This window comes from Micromonospora sp. LOL_014 (assembly GCF_048060245.1).
Taxonomy (GTDB): domain Bacteria; phylum Actinomycetota; class Actinomycetes; order Mycobacteriales; family Micromonosporaceae; genus Micromonospora_E.
In genome coordinates this window covers 85411-110676 of sequence record NZ_JBHMIP010000026.1, presented here as the reverse complement: position 1 = coordinate 110676, position 25266 = coordinate 85411, and the positions used below count along the sequence as shown (strand labels likewise).

The window sequence follows — 25266 nt, the reverse complement described above, 5'->3', positions numbered from 1 at the left end:
GGAATGCGTACCGTCGTCGCCTTCCTGACCCGGTTCCTCTTCCGGTCCCGGGTCGGGCTGGCGGTCGTGCTGCTCGTCGTCGTGGTCAGCGTGGTCGGCGTCGGTCAGGTCGTCGGCCGTGATGACGGGACCAGCGGACCGCTACTGGGTGCACCGGGTCCGCAACCCGCGTTGACCATCGACCCGACCGCCGGTGACGACGGAATCCGGTCGGTGGCACCCGCACCCGATCCGGTGACCAGTCCCGGTGCCGCCGATCCGCCGACCGTCGCCGTCGCGTTCGCGACCGCCTGGCTCGACCGCGGCCTCGACGCCGAGCAGTGGCACGCCGGGCTGCGTCCGTACGCCACCGAGGAACTGGCCGGGAAGCTGGTCGGCGTCGATCCGGTGGCGGTGCCGGCCGAGCGGCTGACCGGTGAACCGGCGGTCATCCCGTACGGGACGAATCTGGTCGAGGTGGTGATCGAGGTGGATTCCGGTACGTTGCGGCTACGGTTGACCGGCCCCGACGGACAGTGGCTGGTCGACGGCGTCGACTGGGTGCGAGCATGAGCGACAACCCCGGCATGCGGACCCGTGCCGCCCGGCACGTCGCCTTGACCGTGGCGCTGACCGCGACGCTGGTGCTGCTCTGCTGCACCGGCGGGATCGGTGCCGTGCTGTTCAGCGACGACGAGCCGGACTCGGCGTTGTTCGCCACCTTCGGCTGCGGGCGGGACGGCCCGGTCGATCCCGACCAGGCACCCCGGGTCGGGCCGTACGGGCCGGACCAGGTCGCCAACGCGGCCGTGATCATCAACGTCGGTGCAGAGTTGTCGGTGTCACCGCGCGGCTGGGTGATCGCGGTGGCCACCGCCATGCAGGAGTCGGCACTGCGAAACCTGGGGCATCTCGGCGACCGCAACGACCACGACTCGGTCGGACTGTTCCAGCAGCGGCCCAGCCAGGGCTGGGGCACCCCGGAACAGCTACAGGATCCGGCGTACTCCTCGCAGAAGTTCTACCAGAAGCTGCTCACCATCGATGGCTGGGAGACGATGGCGCTGACCGACGCCGCGCAGCGGGTGCAGGTCAGCGCCTTCCCGGACGCGTACGCCAAGCACGAACCGTTGGCGACCCGGATCGTCAACATCCTCACCGGCGGCGCGGCCCGCGCGGTCGCCGGCCCGGACGGGCTGCTGCGCTGCGCCGCCGACGGCGAGGTCGCCGCCTCGGGATGGACCCGGCCGGTGCCGGGCAACGTCGGGTCCGGCTTCCGAACCAGCTCCCGGCCCGGGCACAACGGCGTGGACATCGCCCAGCCGAAGGGCACCCTGATCCGGGCCGCCTCGGCCGGCCGCGTCATCGTCTCCCGGTGCGACCCGGACCAGTACGGCCGCCTCGACTGCGACGTGGACGGCTCGCCCAGCAAAGGTGGCTGCGGCTGGTTCGTCGACATCCTGCACGCTGACCAGGTGATCACGAGATACTGTCACATGGTGAAGCGGCCGGAAGTTGACGAAGGCGACCTGGTCGACGCCGGACAGGTGATCGGCGAGGTCGGCTCCAGCGGCAACTCGTCCGGCCCGCACCTGCACTACGAGATCCACCTCAACGGAGACCGCAGCAGCCGCGGAGCCGTCAACCCGGTGCCGTTCATGCGGGAGCGGGGTGCACCGCTCGGCGAGAGTGGCTGACCGACCGGAGGAGCTGAGTTGACCCGGGAACCGATGCCGGATCCGTTCGCGGACCAGCCGGACTGGGCACCTCGACCGCCGCGACCGACGGCGCTGGTACCGGCCGCCGTCGCAGCCACGTTACGCGGCCGGCGGGTCTGGGTCGGCCTGCCGGGCACCGGATGGCGCGGCGACCTGCGCGGCGACGAGAAGGTCGTCCAGCGCAGCCGCACCTATGTGCCGGTGCTGCCGGAACAGGAGTGGTACCGGGCCGAATCGGAGGGGGTGGAGGTGTTCGCTCCCCTGGTGCCGGCCGACCGGGTCTGGGTCGAGCAGCCGGACGACACACTGACCGCCCCGGGGCGGGGCGACGTGCTGTCCCGGCTCGTGTCGCTGGATGCCCCGGCACCCCGCTTTCCGGTGCCGGTGGTCGACGCGGGGCCGTTGGTCGGCCGACGGCTGGTGCACATGGACGACGGTCAGGAACGCCGTGACCTACGCGCGGTGACCGAGTTGCACTCCGGCGCCGACGGGGACATCTGTGTCCGGGCGGCCACCGAGTTGGCCTGGTACCGGTGGGTGTGGACGGGCCAGCCGCCGGAGACGATCGAACTGCCGGTCCATCTGGTCTGGGTGGAGTGACATCGACCGGTCAGTCCAGCCGATCCACCTGGCAGACCCGCCAGTCGCCCTCGTCCACTGCAGTAATCCGCCAGCGGTCCGTCAGCCTGTTGATCAAGCCGCTGGAGGCCATCCGACGTTCGATCACCACCGTCAGAACCGCGTCGCTGTCCGTGGCGTTCTCGGTAGTGAGCTGCCCGATGGTTTTCGCGGACAGCGTCCCTTGGCGCTGCTCCCACTCGACGATGCTGTCGCGGTAGGCGGCAAGAGGTGCGATCGACGGATCCTCGCAGAGGTGCAGTGCGGCGACGGTGTCGTCGCGCTGTACCAGGTAGGCCTCGAGGAAGCCCAGCGTCGCTGATTCGGGGGTGCCCCGGTCGGGGGTGGTGACGCTCGTGTAGAGGACGAACGCGACGCTGACGCCACCGAGGCAGAGCAGCGCGGTGATCCCGGCGGCCAGCACCAGCGCCAGCCGTAGCCGGCGGCCGGGTGGCACCACGGGCGGTGCTCCGACGCCAGGAGCGGTCCGTTGCCGGGGCACCCGTTCGCGGCGTACGGGGGCCGCCGGCCGGGTCTGCTCCACCCCTCGACAGTATCCGCCGCGAACGTGAGACTGAATAGCCGGTCCGAGTCCTAATTGGTCGCATATCCGGCGAAGCACCCTGGCGAGTACTGATCGGGCGAGAAACGTCGGTCACCCCGCATCCGGTTGCGGACCGGCTGGGATACCGTCTCAGGTCTGAACTCAACCGGCGCCCACGGACGGGCTGCCGTACAGCGCGGTAGGCAGGTGGTCGACATGGGCAGGGACCTGGGCCGCGCCGCCGCGTTGCACCGCTCGGCGGCAGCCGTCGTCGCCGCGCTGAGCCAGGTGGAAGCGGCCGCCGGCCGACGTTCCACCGGCTCCGATCAGCATGAGGTCGCCGAGCAGCTCCGCAGCCTCGCGGCGCGGCTGGCCCCCGGCTGGTGGGGCGCTCCGCTCGACGCCCAGACCCCAGCAATGCCGATGGGCGGTCTCGACCACGTCGGCCACCTGCGGATCGGCATCGCCCAGCCACTGGACGACGCCCGGTTCCCGGTGGTCGTCCCGTTCCTCGGCAACGGTCATCTGACGCTCGACGGCGATATCCGCGACCGGCGGGTCGCCGGACTGCTGCGCGCGGTACTGCTCCGCCTGCTGGCCGCCGTACCGCCGCAACGGCTTTCGGTGCGTACGGTGGACGGCGTCGGCACTGCGGGCGAGGATGTACTCGGCCCCTTCCGGCCGCTGATCGGGGCCGGCGTCTTGCGTTCGGCCGCCACCGACGTCACCGGGCTGCGGGCCGCGCTGGCCGAAGCGGAGCAGTGGATCCGGCCGGCCCGACCGGCGGTCGCCCGACACCACCGGCAGGGCCGGTTCATGCTGCTGATGATCGCCTCGCTGCCCGAACTCACCGACGGTGCCGTACTCGACTGGATCGCCCGGCTTGCCCAGGTGGGCCCCGAGCATGGCCTGCATCTGGTCGTCGCCGGCTGGCCGCCACCTCCGCTGGACACCGAACAGGCCCGGGCCGACCTGCCGCGGAGCACCATGGTGCGGCTACGGAATCCGTACGTCCTAGTCGGTGACCCGCCCGGAGACACCTTCCGCGACCTGCCGGCCGGAGCAGGTGGTGACCACCTCGGCGGGCTCGACGCGCCGGTGTATCTGGACCGGCAACCGCCTCAGCAACTGATCGATCAGGTGTGCGCGGAACTCGTCACCCGGGCCGAGGCTGGTTCCCGTCCACCGCTAACCGATTTGCTGCCCGATCCGGTGGGCGGCCCGGTCGCCGAATCCGCCGCCGACGGGCTGATGGCCGCAGCGGGGTTCGACGGGCACCGCCCGGTCCTGCTCCGGTTCAACGACATCACCCCGCACTGGTTGGTGGCCGGCCAGGCCGGCTCCGAGGTGGACGGGTTCCTGACCACCATTCTGTACGGGTTGGCGGTTCGGCACGATCCCGCCGAGGTGACCGTACATCTGGTCGATATGTCGCCCGGCGAGTCGTTCGCCAGCGTACTGCCCGGCGCCACCGACCCGTCCGGGCTGCCGCACATCGCGTCGGCCGGGGTGGACGCCGACCCGGAGTACGGGCTGTCGGTGCTGCGTCAGTTGGCGGCGGAGGTCGACCGGCGATCCTTCCTGGCCGCCCGCAATGGGACGACCCGGTTCGCCGAGCTCGCCGCCGCCACGGGCACGACCCGCGTGCTCTGCGTCCTCAAGGACCCGGCTCCGATGCTGGACCTGAGCGAACCGGTCGCCGACGAGTCACTCGACCTGCTCGGACGGATCGCCAGGGGCGGACGCGGCAGCGGAGTCCACCTGCTGATCGCCGACTCCGGGACCGGCCCGGCTCCCAGGTCGGAGCAGAGCATCGGACCCGACGGGTCTGACGGGTCGGGCGGCTGGGCGGGGTCGGGCGGCTGGGCCGGCCCCGATCCGGCCGACAGGTCGACCGGCGGTGGCTGGTGGCGGCGGGAGTCGCTGCTGAGCCAGTTCCCGGTCCGGGTGGTGCTGGCCGGCGGTGACTGGCTCCTGGAGCCGAACAACGACGCCGCGGTCGGGCTGCCGGCAGGTCGGGCGGTGGTGAACACCGCAGGCGGGCTGGGCGGCCCGCGCGGGGCGACCCGCGGCCACGAACGCACCGTCGACTTTCCGGACCCGTACACCGACCGGCCGGGGTTGGCCGGGCTCCGCCGCAAGTTGTGGTCCCGCCGCGCGGCTGACGCCCGGCCGCCGCAGGTCTTCGCCGGCTACCGCCAGCCGGAACTCGAATCGGACGAGACATACCAGCGGGTGCTGGCCGACCCGCCGGACACCCCGGCCGGGCTCTTCGGCCGGGCCGTCGAGCTGCCGGGGCGGACAGCGGAGTTCCGGTTCGAACGCGCCCCCGGTCGCCACCTCGCCATCTTCGGCTCCCGGGACAGCACGGCGGATCTGCTGGCCACGGTGGTGCGCAGCGTCGCGGCGCACCACCGGCCCGGCACCGCCCGCATCCTGTTGCTGTCGATGGGCGAGCACGACCGGGAGCAGTTAGCCGGGCTCGCCCGAGCGGTCAACGGCCGTCAGCCAACCGAGGTCGTGGATCTGGAGGTACTTCGGACGCTGGGCGATGCGGCTGGCCCCGCGTACGTGGTCATCGCCACGGCCGACATTCTCGAACTCGGCGGGCCGGCCGCCGCCCGCCTGCGCAACCTGTTGGATTCCGGGCCGGCCCGCGGCATCCACCTGGTCTCCGGCTGGGAGCAGCCGGAGCCGTTCCTGGCATTCCTAGGTCCAAGTTCGGATCTGATCGCCGGGATCGTCCTGCTCGATCGACCAGTGACCGACCAGGTCGAGCGGGTCGCATCGGCTGGGTTGGCCGGTCCGACCAGGCCAGCTGGGTCGGGCGGGCTCGCCGGCCGGCTGCCGGCCTGGCGTCCCCGCCCGCAGCGTGGACTGTTGTACGACGCGCAGACCGACCGGCGCACCGTCTTCGTACCGTTCCAACCGGCCCGGTCCGTGGCCGGCACCGGGGAGGAACCCGCCGTGGCCGACACTGGGGAGGGCGCGGCGTGACGGGGAAAGGCACCGGAGGCGAGTGGGCGGAGTACGTGGCGGCCGCCCGGCGGCTGGCCCGGCTGCGCCACGGCCAAGGGCTACCGACGGACGGTCCAGCCGGCGACCGGCGCCAGGTGGACCTGACGGTGCTGCGCGACCGCCTCGCTGTCCAGCGGCGTCAGCTGGTCGGGTTCGGCGTACCGCCTGACGTGCTCGATCCGGTGCCGCCGGAGGTAGCCGCAGTCCACGCTGCGGTCAGTGCATCAGCCGAGGCTTCGGCCGGTGCCGCAGTGGGGATGCCTGCCTCCCTGACCGGCGAATCATCGGCTCGGCAGGCGGCGATCGCGCGGGCGCACGCGCAGATCGACGCCGCAAACGGCGACCTGGCCGTCGCAGCGGGTCCGTCCGGCGGTCCCCAGCCGTGGCTACGCAACCTGCTGGTGTACGGGCCGTTCGCGGCGATCGTACTGATGATCCAGTTGGCCATGTTCGTGGTTGCCGGAGACCGGGCGCCGGTGGGCTACGCCCTCGGCTGCGGACTGGTCCTGCCGCTGGTCGCGTTCGGCCTTGGTTGGCTGGCGATCGGTTTCGTGTTCGCCGGGCCGGGCCAACGGCCGGACCGCACACCGTTGGTGGGGGCGCTGGTCTGCGCGGTCCCGCTGGTGCTGGCGTTGGTGCTGGCGGCACTGATCTCGCTGCTCGGGTGAACCGGGCAACTGGTGTCAGCCGTGCGTGAACCTGAGCCGCCGGGCGAGAGACCGGAAACAGCCGGCGTCAGCTGTGGATGATCAGGCTCATCGCTTCGGCGCGGGACTTCGCGTCGCGTTGGAACACACCGCGGACGGCCGAGGTGATGGTGCGGGCGCCGGCCTTCTGGATCCCGCGCATCGCCATGCACATGTGTTCGCACTCCAGGACGGTCACCACACCACGCGGCTCCAGCCGGCTCATCAGCATGTCGGCGATCTGTGCGGTGAGCCGCTCCTGGACCTGTAGTCGTCGGGCGTAGACCTCGACCAGGCGGGCCAGCTTCGACAGGCCGGTTATCCGGCCGGTGGTGCCGGGGATGTAGCCGATGTGTGCCACGCCCCGGAACGGCAGCATGTGGTGCTCACACAGCGACATCACCTCGATGTCGCGAACCAGCACCAGCTCGTCGTGGTCAGCCTCGAAGGTGGTGGTGAGCACCTGGGCCGCGTCGGCCCGCAGACCCGCGAGCAGCTCGGCGTAGGCCCGGGCGACCCGGGCCGGCGTCTGGCGCAGCCCGTCACGGTCCGGGTCCTCGCCGACGGCGATGAGGATCTCCCGTACGGCGTGCTCGATCCGGGTCAGGTCGACGGAGCGCTCGACCGGCGTGCCGTTGAGTTTGCCGTTGATCAGCCGGGCGGCGAGATAGTCCAGCGCGTCGTCGTCCGGTTCGGTCGACGACGGGCTGGACGGTAGGTTCGGGCTGCTCAGGAGGTGCCGTCCGAGTTCGCGGACATGCCGCCGTCCGAGTTCGCGGACATGCCGCCGCCGAAGACGGCCTGTGCCCCGTCGGCGACCGCCTGCCGGCCGAGGTCCTCCTTCTCGGCCGGGGTCAGCACCGGCGGCTCGGTGGACGGTTGCCGCTTGCCGAAGCCGTTGAAGGGTGCCATCGGTGGCCGCTTGACCACTCGCTCGCAGATCCGGGCCATGTCGGACTGGGAGATGGTTTCCTTCTCCATCAGCTCCAGCACCATGGTGTCGAGCACGTCGCGGTACTCGACCAGGATCTCCCAGGCCTCGTCGTGGGCCAGCTCGATGAGGGCGCGGACCTCGCTGTCGATCTCGGCGGCGATCGAGTCCGAGTAGTCCCGCTCGTGGCCCATGGTCCGGCCGAGGAAGGGCTCGTCGCCGTTGGTGCCGTACTTGACGGCGCCGAGTTTGGCGCTCATGCCGTACTGGGTGACCATGGCCCGGGCCAGCGCGCTGGCCTTCTCGATGTCGTTGCCGGCACCGGTGGTGGGCTCGTGGAAGACCAGCTCCTCGGCGGCCCGGCCACCGAGGGCGTACGCCAGAGTGTCGATCATCTCGGCGCGGGTCTGGGTGTACTTGTCCTCGGTCGGCAACACCAGGGTGTGGCCCAGCGACCGCCCCCGGGACAGGATGGTCACCTTGTGCACCGGGGCGGCGTGTGGCAGGGCCCAGGCCACCAGGGCGTGACCGCCCTCGTGGTAGGCGGTGATCTTCTTCTCCTTGTCGCCCATCACCCGGGTCCGCCGCTGCGGGCCGGCGACCACCCGGTCGATCGACTCCTCCAGGGCCTCGTTGGTGATCGCCCGGGCGTCCTGCCGGGCGGTCAGCAGCGCCGCCTCGTTGATCACGTTGGCCAGGTCGGCACCGCTGAATCCGGGGGTGCGCCGGGCCACCGCGTCCAGGTCGACGTCCGGGGCGAACGGCTTGCCTCGGGCGTGCACCCGCAGGATCGCCTTGCGGCCCTCCATGTCCGGGGCGTCGACCGGGATCTGCCGGTCGAACCGGCCGGGGCGCAGCAGCGCCGGGTCGAGGATGTCGGGCCGGTTGGTGGCGGCGATCAGGATCACGCCGCCCTTGGTGTCGAAGCCGTCCATCTCGACCAGCAACTGGTTGAGGGTCTGCTCTCGCTCGTCGTGGCCGCCGCCCATGCCGGCACCACGGTGCCGGCCGACCGCGTCGATCTCGTCGACGAAGACGATCGCCGGGGCGTTCGCCTTGGCCTGCTCGAACAGGTCACGGACCCGGCTGGCACCGACACCGACGAACATCTCGACGAAGTCGGATCCGGAGATCGAGTAGAACGGCACACCGGCCTCGCCGGCCACCGCCCGGGCAAGCAGGGTCTTGCCGGTGCCGGGCGGGCCGAACAGCAGTACGCCCTTGGGGATCTTGGCGCCGAGGGCCTGGTACTTCGCCGGGTTCTGGAGGAAGTCCTTGATCTCCTGCAGCTCCTCGACGGCCTCCTCGGAGCCGGCCACGTCGGCGAAGGTGGTCTTCGGGGTGTCCTTGGTGATCACCTTCGCCTTGGACTTGCCGAAGTTGAGCACCCGGGACCCGCCGCCCTGCATCTGCGACATGAACAGCAGCAGCAGGATCACCAGGATGGCGATCGGCAGCAGGTTGACCAGCAGGGTGATGAAGATGCTGTCCGAGGAGACCTCGGCCTCGGCCGGGCCGGTGACCCGGCCGGCCTCCTTGGCGGCCAGCACGTCGGTCCAGATCTCGTCGCCGACCTCGTACGGGAACTGGGCCTCGATCCGGTCGGTCTCGGTGTCGCCGAACTCTTCCGGCTCGGCGAGGTCTAGCCGGAGTGTCTGCTCCCGGTCCTGGAATATCGCCTTGTCGATGCCGCCCCGCTCCAGCCGCTCCAGCGCCACCGAGGTGTCCACCTTGTGGTAGCTGGGGCCGTTGGTGAAGAACGAGCTGAGCGCTATCGCACCGATGATCACCAGGATGATCCAGACCACCGGCCGGCGGAAGAAACGCGTACGTTCCATACGTATGTCGAGCGCCGCAGCGCCCGGACCCTCCTGATCGACGTTCTGACCGTCTGGTTAGCCACTCCGGGGCGCCAACCGAGCGCCACGGTCATTCGAAGGTACACCGTGGTGACGAGGTGCGCGTCCGCGAGCCCGGTCGACCCGCGCTCCGTCCGCTGGTCCCACGTCGGCGCGTTCAGCTGACCCGCGCCACCGCATACCGTAGCGCTGTTTCCTGGGAGTGGCCTGGACGTCCCGGGGAGTTTCCCGACGGCTGACACACCAGCGGCGGTCAGCGACGGGCGTACACCTCGGGCTTGAGTACTCCGACGTAGGGCAGCTCGCGGTACCGCTCGGCGAAGTCCAGGCCGTAGCCGACCACGAACTCGGTGGGGATGTCGAAGCCGACGTACCGCACCGGGACCTGCGCCTTGACCGCCTCCGGCTTGCGGAACAGCGCGACCACCTCCACGCTCGCCGCCGACCTGGACGCCAGGTACTTCAGCAGCCAGGACAGGGTGAGGCCGGAGTCGATGATGTCCTCGACCACCACCACATGCCGACCGACGATGTCCCGCTCCAGGTCCTTGAGGATGCGGACCACGCCGGAGGAGGTGGTGCCCTGCCCGTAGGAGGAGACGGCCATGAACTCCAACTCGACGGGAGGGCCCTGCCGGCCGAGCTCGCGGGCGAAGTCGGCCATGAACATGACCGCGCCCTTGAGGACGCAGACCAGCAGCAGCCCACCCGTCACGTCGGCGTAGTCGGTGGCGATCTGCTTGGCGAGTTCCGCGGTCTTGTCGCGGATCTGTTCCTCGGAAATGATCACGTGGTCGATGTCGGCGTCGTACCAGGAGCCGTCAGCCATGCGCTAAGCCTGCCGCATCCGCCCGGCCGGCCGACACCGGGGCCGGCGGATGACCACGTGGCACCGATGGGTGACCGTGGGTCCAGCCGATGGTCACCGGGGCAGGCGGTCCCCGTCTCGGCTCGGCCGCCAGTCGGCCGAGTCACGGCTGTCCCGGGTGAGCCCGAACGCCGAGGCGGCGGCGAGCAGCAGGATGATCGATACGACGATGAGTAGTTCCATGGCGGCAGCCACCTTCACGCTGGTCCTGACGGGAGGTTCACCCTGGCCCCGATGGGTGTGTTCACCCTGGTCCTGGACGGGTGTGCCGCCGGTGCGCACCGGACGTCGATATCAGTCTGCGCGCCGACCTACGGAGCGAACAGCGGCAGAGATGCCACTGTTCATCGAAATCCTGCCACCGGTGAACTAGACTCGTCGCATGCTCCGTACCGTCGCGGTGATCGCGCTCGACGGCGTCGCCCCGTTCGAGCTCGGGGTGGTCTGCGAGGTCTTCGGGCTGGACCGCACCGCGGACGGCTTCCCTGGGTACCGCTTCGACGTCTGCACGGTCGACGGCGGCCCGGTCCGCACCAGCTCCGGCTTCTCGCTGCTACCCACCGCCGATCTGCGGCCGGTCGCCGACGCCGACCTGGTCGCCGTGCCCGCGGCCAGCTTCCACGACGCCGTCGCCGCACCGGTGGTCGACGCGTTGCGCGCCGCCGACCGCCGCGGCGCCACCCTGCTCAGCGTCTGCTCCGGCGCGTTCGTGCTCGGCGCCGCCGGCCTGCTCGACGGCCGCGAATGCACCACCCACTGGCGGTACGCCGACGAGCTGGCCCGCCGCCACCCGACCGCCCGGGTCCGGTGCAACTCGCTGTACGTGGCCGACGGCAACGTGCTGACCAGCGCCGGCACGGCCGCCGGGATCGACGCATGCCTGCACCTGGTCCGCCAGGAGCACGGCTCCGCCCTGGCGACCAGACTGGCCCGCCGGATGGTGGTGCCGCCGCACCGCGACGGCGGGCAGGCCCAGTTCATCGAGACGCCGATCGCGGACAGCCCGACAGCGGCCACGCTGGAACCAGTACTGGTCTGGATGCAGGAGCACCTGGACGCCACGATCAGCGTGGATGAACTGGCTGCCCGGGCACACATGGCGCCGCGTACCTTCGCCCGCCGTTTCCGCGCCGAGACCGGCACCACGCCGCACGACTGGCTCACCGGCCAGCGGGTGCTGCTGGCCCGCCAGCTACTGGAGGAGACCAGCCTGGGGGTGGAGACGGTGGCCCGACGGTGCGGCTTCGGTGACGCTGCGACCCTCCGGCACCACTTCGGCCGGCGGGTCGGTGCCACGCCCCAGGCGTACCGTGGCACGTTCCGCGACCGGGCCGCCGTCGGCTGAGCCGGCCAACAGTTCACCGCCGGCCCGGCGCACCTCGATACCACCCGGCAGGTGCACCGCCCGCTGCCCACGCCACCGCATGACCAGCGAGTCGAGGGCGGTGACATGCCGGTACGCCAGAGCCCCGGCCGGCGCGCCAAGCCGCAGCGCCCAGCGGTGCAGCACCCGGGTCCGCACCGCGTCCGGCAGCTCGGCCAGGACCGGTACCGTCAGCCCACCACCGGGTGTGACGGCTTGGGCCGACGCGGCGTCGGCCAGCCCGTCGAGCGCCGCGTTGTCGGCGGCTACCAGCGTGGCGGTGCGCGCCAGGTTCGTCACTACCGCAGCGCCGAGCGCGTCGACCAGGGCCGGCAGCACGTCGGCCCGGACCCGGGCCCGGGTGTACGCCGGGTCGGAGTTGTGCGGGTCGGTCCACGGGGTGAGGCCGAGCGCCACGCACGCCGCCCGGGTCTGCTCCCGACCCACGTCCAGCAGCGGACGCAGCACCGGCACGCCGTCGACCTGGCGCGCCGTCGGCATCCCGGACAGGCCGGCCGGACCGGCGCCCCGGGCCAGCGCCAGCAGCACCGTCTCCGCCTGGTCGTCGCGGGTGTGGCCGAGCAGCACCGCGGCCGCCCGGTGCCGGCGGGCAGCCCGGGTCAGCGCGGCGTAGCGGGCGGTCCGCGCCGCCGCCTCCGGGCCACCTTCGGCACCGACCTCGACGGCGACGGTCTCGACCGGGTCGAACCCGGCCCGGGCCGCCCAGCCGGCCACGTCCCGGGCCCGCTCGGCGGAGCCCGCCTGCAATCCGTGGTCAACGGTCACCAGTCCGGCGCAGACCCCGCAGCGGGGGGCGACGAACGCGACCGTGGCCGCCAGGGCCAACGAGTCCGGGCCGCCGGAGCAGGCCACCAGCACCAGCCGGCCGGCGTGCTCGCGCAGCACCTGCCGGACCGCGACACGCAGCTCGGCGACTGCTGGAGCGAGCCTGGGCACCTGCGACTCAGGCGACGGTCGGCGGTGAACCGGAGATCGGGCCGTGCACCCGGGCCACCCAGGCGTCCGGATCGCCCAACTCCTCCAGCCGGGGCAGGGTCAACGGGGAGTCGAAGACCTTGTTGAAGCCGGCCATGCCGACCCGGTCCACCACACCGTGCACGAACTTGCGGCCCTCGGCGTACTGGCGCATCTTGACGTCCACGCCGAGCAGCCGGCGGATCGCCTTCTCCAACGGGTTACCGGCCTCGCGGCGGCGGTTGAAGCTGGCCCGGATCTGCTCCACGGTTGGAATGATCTCCGGCCCGACCCCGTCCATGACGAACTCGGCATGCCCTTCCAGCAGGGTCATCAGCGCGGTCAGCCGGTCGAGTACGGCGCGCTGCGCGGGGGTCTGCACGATGTCCAGCACGCTGGCCCGGCTCTGCGGGTCGCGGATCGACTCGGCGAGGGTGCCGACCCCGCGCCGGACCCGGTCGACGAAGTTGTCGCCCCCGGCCTGTGAGGCGTCGACGAACGCCTGAACCTGGCCCAGGAAGTGGCCGCGCATCCACGGCACGGCGGTGAACTGGGTGCGATGGGTGACCTCGTGCAGGCAGACCCAGAGTCGGAAGTCGCGCGGATCGGCGTGCAGCTTCCGCTCCACTTCGACGATGTTCGGGGCGACCAGCAGCAACTGGCCGGGATCGCCGGAGAACACCTCGTACTGACCGAGCACCCGGCCGGAGAGGTAGCCGAGCACCGTGCCGGCCTGCACCCCGGTGACCCGGGAACCGATCGCGTCGGTGAGCGCGCCCGGCTGTCGGTCCCCGGCCGCCCGGGAGACCAGCGGTGTGATCACGTCACGCAGCCCGGCGATGTTGGCGACGGCCCAGTCCCGCCGGTCGACCACCCGCACCGGCGGGTGCGCGACCTGGGCCTGCAGACCGGTGTACGCCACGACGTGTCCGGCCGCTTCGTCGGTGAGCCGGCGGAGGTCGTTTACCACCTCGGTCGCTTCGTCGAGCGAAGCCTTCGGCCCAGACTTACTCAGCGCGCCGGCGGTTGCGGCGGCCAGATCCCAGTCCACGAACTGCGCCATGCACCCACCGTACCCGGGTGACGCCCGCCGACCCCGGTGATCATGCCCCGGTCAACGGCAACCGCACCTGACCAGGCTCGCGGCGATCCGGTCCAAGCCGGCCTGGGCGGCGTCGATGAGCAACGGCACCTCGTCGGCCAGCACCGCGAACGCCAGCAACCGGCCGTCAGCGGTGGTCAACGTGCCGGCCAACGCGTTGATGCCGGACAACGACCCGGTCTTGGCCCGCACCACGCCGGCGCCGATCCGTTGCGGGGCGTCCGCCGTCTGGTACCGACCCTGCAGGGTGCCGGACCAGGCGGCGACCGGCAGACCGGAGAACAGCCCGGTCAGCGCGGGATGGTCGCCGCTGCCGGCGAGCACGGTCAGCTCGGTCAGCAGCCCCGGGGTCACCCGGTTGCTACGGGACAGGCCGCTGCCGTCGTACAGGTCGCTCTGTTCGGCCGGCAACCCGAGTTCGGCCAGTACGGCGTCCATCGCGGCCGCCGCCCCGGCGAACGACGCGGGTTCGCCCCGGGCGATGGCGACCTGCCGGGCGAGCGCCTCGGCGAGGATGTTGTCACTGTCGGCGAGCATCATCTCGACCAGCCGGGCCATCGGCGGCGATTCGACCCGGGCCAGCTCGGCACCCGGACCGGCCTCCGTCGGCTGGTCGGGGTTCGCCCCCGACGACCGGCCGGGGGTCGCCGGCTGACCGGTAGCCGGCCGTCCGGTCGCCGACGAGGTCGGTGCGTCGACGACCGCGTCGGCGTCGCCCACGGGCTGCGCCGCCGAGCCGGAGAGCTGGCGGGTGTAGCCGGCCGGTGCGGTGTCTACCGCGTTAATCGGCAGCCCGAGAGCCCGGGCAAAGGCCCGGCCGGCCGCCAGGTCCGGTGCGGCCGAGCGCGGCGCCCAGCCTTTGGCGGCGGCGGGATCGGTCCGGGCACCGTCCACCATCAGCGCGGTGATCGCAGCCGCGTACCCGCCGGTCGGGATGTCGTCGTCCCACCCGGGCCCGAATGCCGGCCCGGAGAAGAGCGAACTGTCGATCAGCACCTTGGTCGGCGCCGTGTCGCCGAGGGCGGTACGGGTGGCGGCGGCCAGCACATCGAGCCGGGCGGCCCCCGGATAGAACCCGGTGTCGTCGATCGACACGGTTGGATCGCCGCCGCCGATCAGCACCACCTCGCCGGGCGCGGCTCCCGCGACCACCCGGGTCGGGATCTGGTGTGTCGGCCCGACCGCGGCGAGCACCGTCGCCGCGGTGACCAGCTTGGTGGTCGACGCAGGCACGGTCAGCACCGCCGGTTCGCGACCGTACAGGACCGCGCCGGTTGTCATGTCCCGGACCGAGACGTGCACCCGGTCACCGAGGCCGGAGCGGCTGATCGCCTTGTCCAGCGTCTCGGTCAGACCGGCCGCGGTGGGCATCGGGGCGTCGGCGGCCAACCCGGCCAGCACCGGGCCGGGCGTCGGCTCGGTGGACGCGCTCGGGCCAGGACTCACCTCGGCGGCGCCGAGCCAGCCGGCCACCGGCCCTGGTTGGAGCACCGCGATCGAGGTCCCGCCGGCCAGCAGGACGGCACCGGCGACGGCGGCGATCAGCGACCGGGCCCGGCGGTGCCGGTCAGGTGACGACTGGCCAACCGACGGCGCCGGCCCGGCCGGCGCAGACTCAGCCGGCGCAGACTCAGCCGGCGCAGACTCAGCCGGCGCAGGCTCGCCCGGCGGTACCGGTCTGGCGGTGTCACGAGCGGGCACTGACTCGCGTCCCCGGTGGCCGCCGGTCGAGACGTCGGCCGGAGCCGCGTCGGTGCCGCCGGTCGCGGTCGGCACGGTGGCCCGGCCGGTCACGGGCGCCGACCCGGTGACCGGCGGGGTCGCCGTAACAGATGCCGTACCGGTGGGCGGCGGCGGGGCGGCCGGCGGCGAGGCGGCCCGGCCCGATGCCGTTGGATCCGGATTGCGCACACCGGCCGGGGCGGCGGCAGAATCCTCCGACGGGACCACTCGGTCACTTTTCGCTGGCGGTCCACTACTCTGCGACGCGGGGTCGGGTGCTCCGCCAGCCCGATCGGGTTCACTGACGGCTCCAGCGGACTGTGAGTCTTCCCTCCCCACCGGCCCCACCTCCCAACTGACGAACGGACTAGGCGACACTACTTGTGTTCACAAGGCGAGCGGGAGCCGAAACGGTCGGGCGGGGCAACGCCCGGACGGCGTACCGCTCTATTTCCGTAGCCAGCGCGGGCGACGAGGGAGCGTGAGTATGGATTTCGACGTTACGGTTGAGATCCCCAAGGGTCACCGGAACAAGTATGAGGTCGATCATGCGACCGGCCGGATCCGGCTGGACCGCACCCTGTTCACTTCGACGCAGTATCCAGCCGACTACGGTTTCATCGAGGGCACCCTCGGGCAGGACGACGACCCGCTGGACGCCCTGGTGCTCGTACCGGAACCCACCTTCCCAGGATGCCTCATCCGGTGCCGGGCCATCGGCATGTTCCGGATGAAGGACGAGAAGGGCGCCGACGACAAGGTGCTCTGCGTGCCGTACGAGGACCCCCGTCAGGAGCACCTGCGCGACATCCACCACCTCGGCGAGTTCGACCGGCTGGAAATCCAGCACTTCTTCGTCGTCTACAAGGACCTGGAGCCGGGCAAGTCGGTCGAAGGCGCGACCTGGGTCGGCCGGGTCGAGGCGGAGGCGGAGATTCAGGCGTCGTTCCGCCGCCGGGAGGCCGCCTTGGAGCGCGGCGAGTCGGCCCACTGACCTGATCAGGCGTCGGGCTGCTCAGCCGGGCAGCCCGACCGCCCACCGGTAGAGCCCGAAGACGGCACCGGCCAGCGGAACGACGCAGATCAGCACGGTGATCTCCAGCAGGTCGGCCGCCCGGCTCAGGTACGGCGACGGTGACCGGCCGGCGTACCGGGCACCGGCTGCGGCGGTGGACACCGCGACCACGCCCCCAGCTACGACCAACGTCGGCGTCGACACCGGTAGGTACGCGGGCAGCACGCCGAACACGCACAGCGTCGTGGCCGCTGTCCCCGCCACGAGCAGCGGCAGCCGCTGCCGGGTACTGACGAACGTCCGCGAGCGCAGCGACATCGCCAGCCCGACGACGCCGACCAGCGCCACCCCGACCACCCCGCCGACCTGCACCAGCACCACACTGGCCGCGACGCCGGCGGCGGCGTACCCGATCAGCATCCCGGTGAGCAGCCGCTCGGCCCGGACCACGGTACGCGACACCAGGTCACCCGTCCCGACGACCGTCGGCACCTGGCCGAGCCGGACGGCGAGTCGGGGCAGCAACCCGACCCCGCAACCGACTACCACCAGCAGCCCGGCCGCCGCGCCGGACGCCCCGGTGACCGTCGACGCGGCGAGGGCCGCCATCGAGCCGAGCCCGGCCACGGTCGCCACGGCGACGAAGATCGGCCCGCCGGCGGCCACTGCGGCCCCAGCGGTCATCGTCGCGCCCAGCAGCACCAGCAACCCGGTCGCCATGGCCGCGGCGGTCGGCCAGTCGTCGGGACGGAGCCCGACCGGACCGCCGTCGCCGCCGGCGAGCAGACCCACGGCGAACGCGTACGGCAACGAGCCGGCCCCGAGCACGACGCCGGCCGCCGCGTCCCGCCGGACCCGCCCGGCCAGTACCCCGACGACCAGCACCGCAGCCCCGACGAGGGCCGCCGCCCATGCCCGCTCGGCCGTTGCGGTGCCGGCCCCGACCAGCACCAGCCATCCCACGCCGAGCCACAGGCCGGCCGCGCCGAGCGCGTACCCTCTGGTCGTCGCGGCCGACCAGACCCGGCCCTGCTGTCGGGCGGCGGCCGCGATCGCCTCGGCGACGTCGTCGTACTCCGGCTCCGGCCAGTAGATCCGCCCGGGCACCAGATGCAGCACGTCACCGTCGCGGACCCCCTGCTGGTGCAGCGCCTGCCCGGCGGACACCGGTACCCCGTCCGCCCGACGCAGCACCCAGCCGCCGTGCGGTTCACCGTCGTCGGCCAGCCCGTCCCCGTTGTGTCGCAGCAGTTCCGGCAGCAGTTCGGCGACCGGCACGTGTCCGGGCAGGGCGAGATCCAGTCGGCGGCGCGGTCCGCAGACGGTGATCCTGGCCAGGCTCACGTTCATCGTCCCTCCTCAACGCCGCACCGGCCGGGCCGGTGCCGGCCCGGCGACCGCCATCCACCGCCGATCCATTGCGGAACACTCTACGTAGGTGTTAGCTGACGCGATGACGGGCATCGTCCTCAAGAGATTCGAGCGTCGTCCGGCACCCGAGATCCCGGCTGGGGAGGTCCGCATCCCGCCGCCGCCGCAGGTCGCCGATCCGGACTCCGGCCGCTGGCAACGCCTGCTGGCCCTGCTGCCGATGGCTGGCGGATCGGTGGCGATGGCGGTGCTGCCGGGCCGCGACGGCGGGGTCTACCCGTACCTGATGGCTGCGGTGTTCGGGGTGTCGACGCTGGCCATGTTGGCGACCAGTTGGAACTCCACACCTGGCACCGGCGCGCGGTCCGCGACCGACCTGGCCCGGCGTCGCTACCTACGGCAGTTGGCCGGCCTGCGCAGCCAGGTCCGGGGGACCGTGGACCGGCAACGAACGGCGCTGAACTACCGGTACCCGGAGCCCGGTCGGTTGTGGTCGACGGCGGCGAGCAGCCGGGTCTGGGAGCGCCGACCGCAGGACCGGGATTTCGTGACCGTACGGGTCGGGGTCGGATCGCGCCCACTCGCCACCCCGCTCGTGCCGCCGGCCGACGACCGGCCGGTGGACGAGATCGAGCCGCTCACCGCCGCGGCGCTACACCGGTTCATCGACTCGTACTCGCTGGTACCTGGGTTGCCGATCGTGGTCGGACTGCGCGACGTCGCCCGAATCTTCGTCGTCGGACGGCCGGACGGCACCGACAGGTCCGGCGCCGAGCAGCTGCCGGCAGTCGACCCGGCGCTCGACGCCAGCGGGTCCGGCGACGATGCCCCGGACGGGGCGCCGGCCGCGCTGGTACGCGCGGTGCTGGCCCAGCTGGCCGTCCTGCACGCCCCGGACGACCTGCGCATCGCGGTCTACGCACCGGCCGACTGTCGCGACCGGTGGGAGTGGGTCAAGTGGCTACCGCACGCTGGTCATCCGCGGCGCGCCGACGCCACCGGCCCGCTGCGGTTGGTCACCGGCAGCGCCGTGGAGCTGGCCCGGCTGCTGGACTCGATGTCCCCCGCACACGTCGTGGTGGTGTGCGACGGCGCCGATCCAACCGGCGGGACCGGTGCGGACGACGGGACCGATCTGATCGACGGGGGCGGGAACGGCGTCACCGTGGTCCTGGTGGGCGTACCGGCACCACGGATACTCGACCGGGTCACCGTGGAGCTGTCGGTCGCACCGTCCGGTCGGCTGGTCGTCCGTGAGCCGACCGGGCCCACTCATACCGGGACGGCCGACAGGCTGGGTGTCGTCGAAGCGGAGGCCCTCGCCCGGCAGCTTGCCCCGTTACGGCTCGCGACGAACAGCGGGCCGGCCCGGTCCGCCGCAGTCGCCCAGGCGGACCTGGTCCAACTGCTCGGCTTCGGCAGCGGTGGGGCCGGCGCCCGCTGGTGGACGACGGCCGGACCGGACCGCAGCCCGTCAGTCGACCGCCACCTGCGGGTCCCGTTCGGGGTCACCGCCGAGGGGCACCCGGTCGAGCTCGATCTCAAGGAATCGGCGCTGCATGGCATGGGGCCACACGGGCTGGTGGTCGGCGCCACCGGCTCCGGCAAGTCGGAGCTGCTCCGTACGCTGGTCCTCGGGTTGGCGCTCACCCACCCGCCGGAGTCGTTGAACCTCGTCCTGATCGACTTCAAGGGTGGTGCCACGTTCGCCGCGCTGGATCGATTGCCGCACACCGCTGCGGTGATCACCAACTTGGCGCAGGAGCTACCGCTGGTGGACCGGATGGCCGACGCGCTGCACGGTGAGGTGGTCCGCCGCCAGCAGCTGCTACGCCGGGCGGGCAACCTGGCCAGCCGACACGACTACCTGCGGGCGCAGCCGGCCGACGAGACCCTGCCGCCGCTGCCGTCACTGGTGATCGTCTGCGACGAGTTCACCGAACTGCTCACCGCCAAGCCCGACTTCATCGACATCTTCCTGCAGATCGGCCGGGTCGGACGGTCCCTGGGGGTGCATCTGGTGCTCGCCGCACAACGAGTGGACGAGGGCCGGTTACGGGGACTGGACACCCATCTGGCGTACCAGATCGGGCTGCGGACCTTCTCGGCGCTGGAATCGCGGGCGGTCCTCGGCGTACCGGACGCGTACCACCTGCCCCGCGAGCCGGGCCACGGTTTCCTGCGGTACGGCGCCGGGGCACCGGTCCGGTTCCGGGCCGCCTACGTCTCCGGGCCGTACCGCCGACCGGCCCCGCGCCGGGCCGGTGGTCCCGGCTCGACGCCCAGGCTGTACGGCTTCCGGACACACCCGGTGCCAACGGCCGCCACCCGGCCGGAACCGGCAGGAGCGCCGTCGGGCGTCGACGCCAGCCTGCTCGAGGTGAGCATCGACCGGCTGGCCCGGTACGGTCCACCGGCGCATCGGATCTGGCTGCCGCCGCTGGGCGAGCCACCCCGGCTGGCCGACCTGCTCGGTCCGGTGCGGCTGGTGCCCGGTCGGGGTCCGGCCGTGGCCGATCCGGACCGGTCGGGGCGGCTGCGGGTGGCCGTCGCCGCCATCGACAAGCCGTACGAGCAGCGCCGGGATCCCTTGTGGTTGGATCTGGACGGGGCTGCCGGGCACGTCGCGGTGGTCGGCGCGCCGCAGAGCGGAAAGTCCCAGCTGATCCGGACATTGATCTGCGCCCTCGCGCTGAGCCGTTCCCCGGCCGAAGTGCAGGTGTACTGCCTTGACTTCGGCGGCGGGGCGTTGGCCGGGCTGCGGGACCTGCCACACGTCGGCGAAGTGACGGTCCGCGCCGAGCCGGCGACGGTACGGCGTACCGTCGCCGAGGTCACCGACCTGCTCGCGAGCCGGGAGCGGCGGTTCGCCCGGGACGGGGTGGAGTCGATGGCCGCGTACCGCGCCCGCCGCGCGACCGGGTCCGGCAGTACGCCGGACGACCCGTACGGTGACGTCTTTCTGGTCGTCGACGGCTGGACCACCCTGCGCGGCGAGTACGACGACCTGGAACCGTCGATCACCGACCTGGCCACCCGCGGCCTGTCGTACGGGGTGCATCTGGTCGCCTCGGCACCCCGCTGGGCTGACTTCCGGCCGGCGCTGCGGGATCTGTTCGGCTCCCGACTGGAGCTGCGACTCGGCGACCCGATCGATTCGCTGGTGTCGCACCGGTCGGCGGCCAACGTGCCACCGGGGTCGCCGGGTCGCGGGATCACCAGCGACGGCCTGCACTTCCTCGCCGCCGTAGCCTCGGTGTCCACCCTGGCCGATGCATTCGCGGACGGCTGGGCGGGGCCGGCGGCACCGCCGATCCGGCTGCTACCGAACCTGCTGCCGTACGCCGCATTGGACCGCACCGGCACGGCCGGGCTCCGGCTGCCGATCGGGCTGGCCGAGTCGGATCTGCGGCCGGTGTCGATCGACTTCGCCGCGGATCCGCACCTGCTGCTGTTCGGCGACGCGGAGTCCGGCAAGTCGAGTTTCCTGCGCGCCCTCGCCACCACCGTCGCCGGTCGGTTCGCCCCCGAACAGGCCCGGTTGATCATTGTCGACTACCGCCGCGGCCTGCTCGGCGCGGTGGACACCGACCACCTGATCGGTTACGGCGGCAACGCGTTGCATACCACCGACCTGATCGACTCGGCCGCGGATCATCTGCGTCGGCGGCTGCCCGGGCCGGACGTCACCGCCGCGCAGTTGGCCGGCCGATCCTGGTGGACCGGGCCCGAGTTGTTCGTCCTGGTCGACGACTACGACCTGGTCGCGGCCGGATCGGTGAACCCGATCCAACCGCTGTTGGAGTATCTGGTGCATGCCAGGGACGTCGGCCTGCACCTGGTGCTCGCCCGCCGCGTCGGGGGTGCCGGGCGGGCCCTGTACGAGCCCGTCGTCCAGCAGTTGCGCGAGTCGTCCGCCGCCGGCCTGGTGCTCTCCGGCGACCCCGACGAGGGACAACTTGTCGGCGGGGTCCGCGCGGCGCCGCTACCGCCCGGCCGAGGTCGGCTGGTCACCCGCCGGGACGGCATCCGACTGGTGCAACTGGCGTACCTGCCGGCGGCCGATCCGACCGGGCCCACCGGTGGCGCGAACCGGCTATCGGCTTCCCCCAAGACTGCTTCTGACAGTGCAGAATCGCGGTAACCTCCGTGCAGCAAGTGTCTGCTGGGGTGAGAAGGCCAGATTGTGACGTCGTTGCCGCACCATCCACGCAGCGCCGCCCGTTGGCTCGTCGGGGCGGTGCTGGTCCTGGTGACCGCCGTCAGCGGTCCGGCCGCGCCGCCCGGGCCAGAGCCGGGACGCACCGGCACGGGCTCCGCAGCGGCGGCGAGCGCCGCGCTTCCCACCCGGTACGACCCGATCCGGGACGAACAGTGGCAGTTGCGGGAGTTGTCGGCGACCACCGCCTGGCAGTACGCCACCGGCGCCGGGATCACCGTCGCCGTGATCGACTCCGGGGTGGACGCCAGCCACATCGACCTCGCCGGCCAGGTACTACCCGGGATCGACTTCGTCGACGACGGTGACGGCTGGTCCGACCCGGTCGGGCACGGCACCACCGTCGCCGCGCTGATCGCCGGCCGTGACGACGACGAGGACGGGGTGCTCGGACTCGCCCCGGACGCCCGGATTCTGCCGGTTCGGGTGCTCGACGAGGAGAACCGCTACGACGACGCGCTGGTCGTCGCCAAGGCGGTCCGCTGGGCGGTCGACAACGGGGCCCGGGTGATCAACCTGTCGCTGGGCGGCAGCGGCGACAGCCCGGCGCTGGCCGCCGCGCTGGACTACGCGTTCGCCAGCGACGTCGTCGTGGTCGCCTGCACCGGCAACGTATCGGCCAACGGCACGTCGCGGGTCTGGTACCCGGCCCGGGAGCCAGGCGTCGTCGCCGTCGCCGGGATGGACCGGGGCGGCGAACAACTGTGGTCCGGTTCGATCACCGGACCGGAGACGGTCCTCGCCGCACCCGCCACCGGGCTGGTCGGCGCCCGACCTGACGGCTACTGGCAGGTGCAGGGCACCAGTTTCGCCGCGCCGCTGGTGGCCGCGACCGCAGCACTGATCCGCTCCCGGTTCCCGGAGATGTCGGCGGGCACGGTGGTCACCCGGCTCATCGAGACCGCCCGTGATCTGGGCGCGCCGGGCCGGGACGACCGCTACGGCTTCGGCCTGGTCGATCCGGTAGCCGCGCTGACCGACGGGGTCGACGCGGTGCCGCGCAATCCGCTCGACGACAACCGGACCCCGGGTGTGGTCGGCTTCGGCCCGGCTCCCGGTCTGGAGTCCGCAGCGCCGACGTTGGCCGGCGGCTCGACCCGGATGGGCGGTCAGGACACCGGCGACCAAGGTGCCGGGTGGGCGATCGGGCCGATCAGCGGACAGCGCAGTGCAGGCGGCGGCCAAGGGCTGCTCAGCAGTGGTCTGCTGCTGCTGCTGGTCACGGCCGTAATCGGCACCTGGCTGGCCCGGCGGATGCGGATGGCGACGGCTGCTGCCCGCAGCGACGTCAGGCACACTCCCCGGTGGCGGTCCGGCGGGTACTCCGTACTCCCAGAACCGCCGCCGCCGACGCCTCCTCGGCGGTGACCGCGAATCCGGTGTTCGGGTCGTCCGCCGCCGCCGCGAAGATCACCCCGAGGACGAGTCCGTTGGCCGCGACCAGCGGCCCTCCGGAGTTGCCGGACCGGACCAGCGCGCGGATCGTGTAGACCTCGCGGAGGACCTCACCGTCGTCATAGATGTTCGGGCCGGTGATCGGTCCGACGTCGCGGACCCGGGCGGACTGTGCGTCGTACGGCCCGTCCAGCGGGAAGCCGAGCACGATCGCGTCGGCACCGGACGGGGCCGGACGGTCGGCGAACGGCATCACCGGAGCCGGCAGGTTCGGCACGTAGATGACCGCCAGGTCGCGCTCCGGGTCGTAGACCGTCACTCGGCCGTTGTGCCGCTCGCCCAGAACCTCCACCGCCACGGTCTGCGTACCGGCGACCACGTGCGCGTTGGTCATCACCCGGTCCTCGGCGTAGACGAACCCGGAGCCTTCGATCCGGCGGGAGCAGCGGGGCGCGGAGCCGAGCACCTTGACCACCGACCGCTGGGCGTTCGCCACCACCTCGGAACCGGCCAGCGCCGGGTCCGGGGCCGGTACCTCGCGGACCCGGGTCGGGGTGAGCCCGCCGAAGACGTTCGGGAAGCCCCGGGTGTCGACCGTGTCCCGCAGCGCGTTGGACAACGCCTGCGCCTGCGGTGGCATCACCCGGTCGATGCCGTTGAGCAGGGCGCTGTTGCGTACCGCCCCGGCCAGGCCGGGCATCGCGGAGGAGCCCAGCGGCACCGCGACCAGCCAGGCCACGAGCAGCACCGCCACCAGCGAGATCGCCGCCCCGCCCAGGTCGTCGGCCCGGCGCCCCACCGGGCTGGTGATGGCGTGCCGCAGCCGGGAGCCGGCCCAGCCGGCCAGTGCCTGGCCGAGGACGGCGAGGCCGAACACCGCGACCAGTGACACCACGACCCGGGCCACAGTGTCGACGAACTGTTCAGCCAGCAGCGGCCCAAGCTGCAGACCGACCAGTGCGCCGCCGATGAACCCGGCGAAGGACAGCACCCCGATCAGGAATCCCTGGCGGTAACCGCTGATCGCGAATACCAACATGAGCAGCAGCAGCACGACATCGACGGCGGACACCCGTCAAGACTACGGGCACCGGGCGAGCGGCCCGGCCGGCAGACGGACGTGGCGGCCGGCGGTCAGCCCGGCAGGCCGGCGGAGCCGTCCACAGTTGCCGCATCGCCGCCGGCCCGGTCACCGAGCGTGTCGGGCAGACCGGCGGCCGACGGATCGCCGCCGGACGACGGCTCGGGCGGCAGGTCGATGATCCGACCCGTCGGCCAGGCACCGGCCCAGCCGGCCATGTCCAGCAGTGCGGACAGCACCCCGGCGGTGAATCCCCAGACCAGCATGCCGCGCACCTGGAAGGCTGGTGACACCCAGCCGCTCGGGTGGCGTACCTGGAGTCGGTTGTCCGGATCCACCAGCTCATCGACCGGCAACCGAGTGACATGTGCCACTTCTTCCGGTTGTCGGGGGTGCACCGGATGTGGCCGATGCCACCAGCCGAGCACCGGGGTGACCACGAAGCCGCTCACCGGGATCCACAGCCGGGGCAGTTGGGCGAGCACGGTGACGCTGCCCGGGTCCAGCCCGACCTCCTCCTCGGCCTCCCGTAACGCGGTCGCCCGCGCGTCCCGGTCGTCCGGGTCGGCCGCGCCACCCGGGAACGCGGGCTGCCCGGCGTGGTTGCGCATGGTCGCGGCCCGCTGCAGCAGCAGCACGTCGGGCTCACCCGGCCGATGCTCGCCGAGCAGGACCAGCACCGCGCTCGGCCGACCACCCCGGGCCGGGGTCGCCAACCGGGTGAAATCGGCGGTACGGGCGGAGCGTACCCGGGTGAGCAACGGCTGCCACCAGGCCGGCAACGGTTCGGAGGACAGGGGGT

19 protein-coding genes and 1 pseudogene are annotated in these 25266 nt (G+C 72.4%); 9 read left to right on the top strand and 11 right to left on the bottom strand.

The features are described from left to right. The first annotated feature begins 3 nt into the window (after window positions 1-3). From ACFHW1_RS22130 to ACFHW1_RS22120, 3 genes are read left to right on the top strand one after another with little or no spacing between them, the layout of a single operon-like run. A complete protein-coding gene (locus ACFHW1_RS22130) occupies window positions 4-552 on the top strand; it encodes a hypothetical protein (protein WP_416552048.1) in 549 nt (182 codons plus the stop codon). Then, window positions 549-1676, top strand: a complete 1128-nt coding sequence (locus ACFHW1_RS22125; RefSeq protein ID WP_416567927.1) for a M23 family metallopeptidase — start codon at window positions 549-551, stop codon at window positions 1674-1676. Before ACFHW1_RS22130 ends, ACFHW1_RS22125 begins: the two co-directional genes overlap by 4 nt. Before the next feature lie 33 nt (window positions 1677-1709). Continuing rightward, window positions 1710-2297, top strand: a complete 588-nt coding sequence (locus ACFHW1_RS22120; RefSeq protein ID WP_416567960.1) for a hypothetical protein — start codon at window positions 1710-1712, stop codon at window positions 2295-2297. 10 nt (window positions 2298-2307) lie between these two features. On the opposite strand, the gene ACFHW1_RS22115 is transcribed toward ACFHW1_RS22120, so the two are convergent. Next, the gene (locus ACFHW1_RS22115) at window positions 2308-2859 is read right to left on the bottom strand and encodes a hypothetical protein (protein WP_416567926.1); all 552 of its coding nucleotides are present in this window, start codon (window positions 2857-2859) and stop codon (window positions 2308-2310) included. Window positions 2860-3075: 216 nt separating this feature from the next. Here ACFHW1_RS22115 and ACFHW1_RS22110 point away from each other — a divergent pair, with 216 nt between their 5' ends. Then, entirely contained in the window at window positions 3076-5856 is a 2781-nt protein-coding gene (locus ACFHW1_RS22110) for an FtsK/SpoIIIE domain-containing protein (RefSeq protein ID WP_416552051.1), read from the top strand. Beyond that, a complete protein-coding gene (locus ACFHW1_RS22105) occupies window positions 5853-6545 on the top strand; it encodes a hypothetical protein (protein ID WP_416552052.1) in 693 nt (230 codons plus the stop codon). The genes ACFHW1_RS22110 and ACFHW1_RS22105 overlap by 4 nt, the downstream gene beginning before the upstream one ends. Window positions 6546-6612: 67 nt before the next feature. Here the strand turns inward: ACFHW1_RS22105 and folE are convergent, their stop codons facing one another. The 4 genes from folE to ACFHW1_RS22085 all read right to left on the bottom strand — a co-directional run bounded on the left by folE (window position 6613) and on the right by ACFHW1_RS22085 (window position 10404). Beyond that, window positions 6613-7239 (bottom strand): GTP cyclohydrolase I FolE, encoded by a 627-nt coding sequence (gene folE, locus ACFHW1_RS22100; protein ID WP_416552098.1) that lies wholly within the window; start codon window positions 7237-7239, stop codon window positions 6613-6615. A 53-nt stretch (window positions 7240-7292) separates the two neighbouring features. Beyond that, a complete protein-coding gene (gene ftsH / locus ACFHW1_RS22095) occupies window positions 7293-9332 on the bottom strand; it encodes an ATP-dependent zinc metalloprotease FtsH (protein ID WP_416552053.1) in 2040 nt (679 codons plus the stop codon). A gap of 274 nt (window positions 9333-9606) precedes the next feature. Continuing rightward, window positions 9607-10182 carry a hypoxanthine phosphoribosyltransferase gene (gene hpt, locus ACFHW1_RS22090; protein ID WP_416616022.1) on the bottom strand — a complete coding sequence of 192 codons (576 nt, stop codon included), beginning with the start codon at window positions 10180-10182 and terminating at the stop codon, window positions 9607-9609. A 93-nt stretch (window positions 10183-10275) separates the two neighbouring features. Then, the gene (locus ACFHW1_RS22085) at window positions 10276-10404 is read right to left on the bottom strand and encodes a hypothetical protein (protein ID WP_416552055.1); all 129 of its coding nucleotides are present in this window, start codon (window positions 10402-10404) and stop codon (window positions 10276-10278) included. Window positions 10405-10603: 199 nt separating this feature from the next. On the opposite strand from ACFHW1_RS22085, the gene ACFHW1_RS22080 reads away from it, so the two are divergent. Further along, a complete protein-coding gene (locus ACFHW1_RS22080) occupies window positions 10604-11566 on the top strand; it encodes a GlxA family transcriptional regulator (RefSeq protein WP_416552056.1) in 963 nt (320 codons plus the stop codon). Window positions 11567-11569: 3 nt separating this feature from the next. Here the strand turns inward: ACFHW1_RS22080 and tilS are convergent. The 3 genes and pseudogenes from tilS to dacB all read right to left on the bottom strand — a co-directional run. Continuing rightward, window positions 11570-12541 (bottom strand): annotated as a pseudogene (gene tilS, locus ACFHW1_RS22075) (tRNA lysidine(34) synthetase TilS); the annotation flags it as partial. Window positions 12542-12548: 7 nt separating this feature from the next. Beyond that, a complete protein-coding gene (locus tag ACFHW1_RS22070; RefSeq protein WP_416552057.1) occupies window positions 12549-13622 on the bottom strand; it encodes a zinc-dependent metalloprotease in 1074 nt (357 codons plus the stop codon). A 51-nt stretch (window positions 13623-13673) separates the two neighbouring features. Next, window positions 13674-15206, bottom strand: coding sequence for a D-alanyl-D-alanine carboxypeptidase/D-alanyl-D-alanine-endopeptidase (gene dacB, locus ACFHW1_RS22065; protein ID WP_416552099.1), 1533 nt, complete (start codon window positions 15204-15206; stop codon window positions 13674-13676). Between the two features lie 664 nt (window positions 15207-15870). Here dacB and ACFHW1_RS22060 point away from each other — a divergent pair. Then, window positions 15871-16377, top strand: coding sequence for an inorganic diphosphatase (locus ACFHW1_RS22060; protein ID WP_123603846.1), 507 nt, complete (start codon window positions 15871-15873; stop codon window positions 16375-16377). A 21-nt stretch (window positions 16378-16398) separates the two neighbouring features. On the opposite strand, the gene eccD is transcribed toward ACFHW1_RS22060, so the two are convergent. Next, window positions 16399-17748 (bottom strand): type VII secretion integral membrane protein EccD, encoded by a 1350-nt coding sequence (gene eccD, locus ACFHW1_RS22055; RefSeq protein ID WP_416616021.1) that lies wholly within the window; start codon window positions 17746-17748, stop codon window positions 16399-16401. A 103-nt stretch (window positions 17749-17851) separates the two neighbouring features. On the opposite strand from eccD, the gene eccCb reads away from it, so the two are divergent. Together eccCb and mycP are read left to right on the top strand one after the other, a co-directional pair. Next, window positions 17852-21913 (top strand): type VII secretion protein EccCb, encoded by a 4062-nt coding sequence (eccCb, locus tag ACFHW1_RS22050; RefSeq protein WP_416590162.1) that lies wholly within the window; start codon window positions 17852-17854, stop codon window positions 21911-21913. Between the two features lie 39 nt (window positions 21914-21952). Continuing rightward, window positions 21953-23356: a type VII secretion-associated serine protease mycosin gene (gene mycP, locus ACFHW1_RS22045; protein ID WP_416552100.1), complete on the top strand. Its 1404-nt coding sequence runs from the start codon at window positions 21953-21955 to the stop codon at window positions 23354-23356. Here the strand turns inward: mycP and ACFHW1_RS22040 are convergent. Together ACFHW1_RS22040 and ACFHW1_RS22035 are read right to left on the bottom strand one after the other, a co-directional pair. Continuing rightward, on the bottom strand, window positions 23277-24455 hold the full coding sequence (locus tag ACFHW1_RS22040; protein WP_416552060.1) for a MarP family serine protease: 1179 nt from the start codon (window positions 24453-24455) through the stop codon (window positions 23277-23279). The two genes, mycP and ACFHW1_RS22040, sit on opposite strands and share 80 nt — an antisense overlap. A gap of 62 nt (window positions 24456-24517) precedes the next feature. Continuing rightward, window positions 24518-25261, bottom strand: a complete 744-nt coding sequence (locus ACFHW1_RS22035) for an NUDIX hydrolase (RefSeq protein WP_416552101.1) — start codon at window positions 25259-25261, stop codon at window positions 24518-24520. Window positions 25262-25266 lie beyond the last annotated feature (5 nt).

Excerpts from the sequence above, each read along its gene's own strand:
- ACFHW1_RS22130 (WP_416552048.1), top strand. The coding sequence starts at position 4 with ATGCGTACCGTCGTCGCCTTCCTGACCCGGTTCCTCTTCCGGTCCCGG.
- ACFHW1_RS22125 (WP_416567927.1), top strand. The coding sequence starts at position 549 with ATGAGCGACAACCCCGGCATGCGGACCCGTGCCGCCCGGCACGTCGCC.
- ACFHW1_RS22120 (WP_416567960.1), top strand. The coding sequence starts at position 1,710 with ATGCCGGATCCGTTCGCGGACCAGCCGGACTGGGCACCTCGACCGCCG.
- ACFHW1_RS22110 (WP_416552051.1), top strand. The coding sequence starts at position 3,076 with ATGGGCAGGGACCTGGGCCGCGCCGCCGCGTTGCACCGCTCGGCGGCA.
- ftsH (WP_416552053.1), bottom strand. The coding sequence starts at position 9,332 with ATGGAACGTACGCGTTTCTTCCGCCGGCCGGTGGTCTGGATCATCCTG.
- hpt (WP_416616022.1), bottom strand. The coding sequence starts at position 10,182 with ATGGCTGACGGCTCCTGGTACGACGCCGACATCGACCACGTGATCATT.
- ACFHW1_RS22085 (WP_416552055.1), bottom strand. The coding sequence starts at position 10,404 with ATGGAACTACTCATCGTCGTATCGATCATCCTGCTGCTCGCCGCCGCC.
- ACFHW1_RS22080 (WP_416552056.1), top strand. The coding sequence starts at position 10,604 with ATGCTCCGTACCGTCGCGGTGATCGCGCTCGACGGCGTCGCCCCGTTC.
- ACFHW1_RS22070 (WP_416552057.1), bottom strand. The coding sequence starts at position 13,622 with ATGGCGCAGTTCGTGGACTGGGATCTGGCCGCCGCAACCGCCGGCGCG.
- ACFHW1_RS22060 (WP_123603846.1), top strand. The coding sequence starts at position 15,871 with ATGGATTTCGACGTTACGGTTGAGATCCCCAAGGGTCACCGGAACAAG.
- eccD (WP_416616021.1), bottom strand. The coding sequence starts at position 17,748 with ATGAACGTGAGCCTGGCCAGGATCACCGTCTGCGGACCGCGCCGCCGA.
- eccCb (WP_416590162.1), top strand. The coding sequence starts at position 17,852 with ATGACGGGCATCGTCCTCAAGAGATTCGAGCGTCGTCCGGCACCCGAG.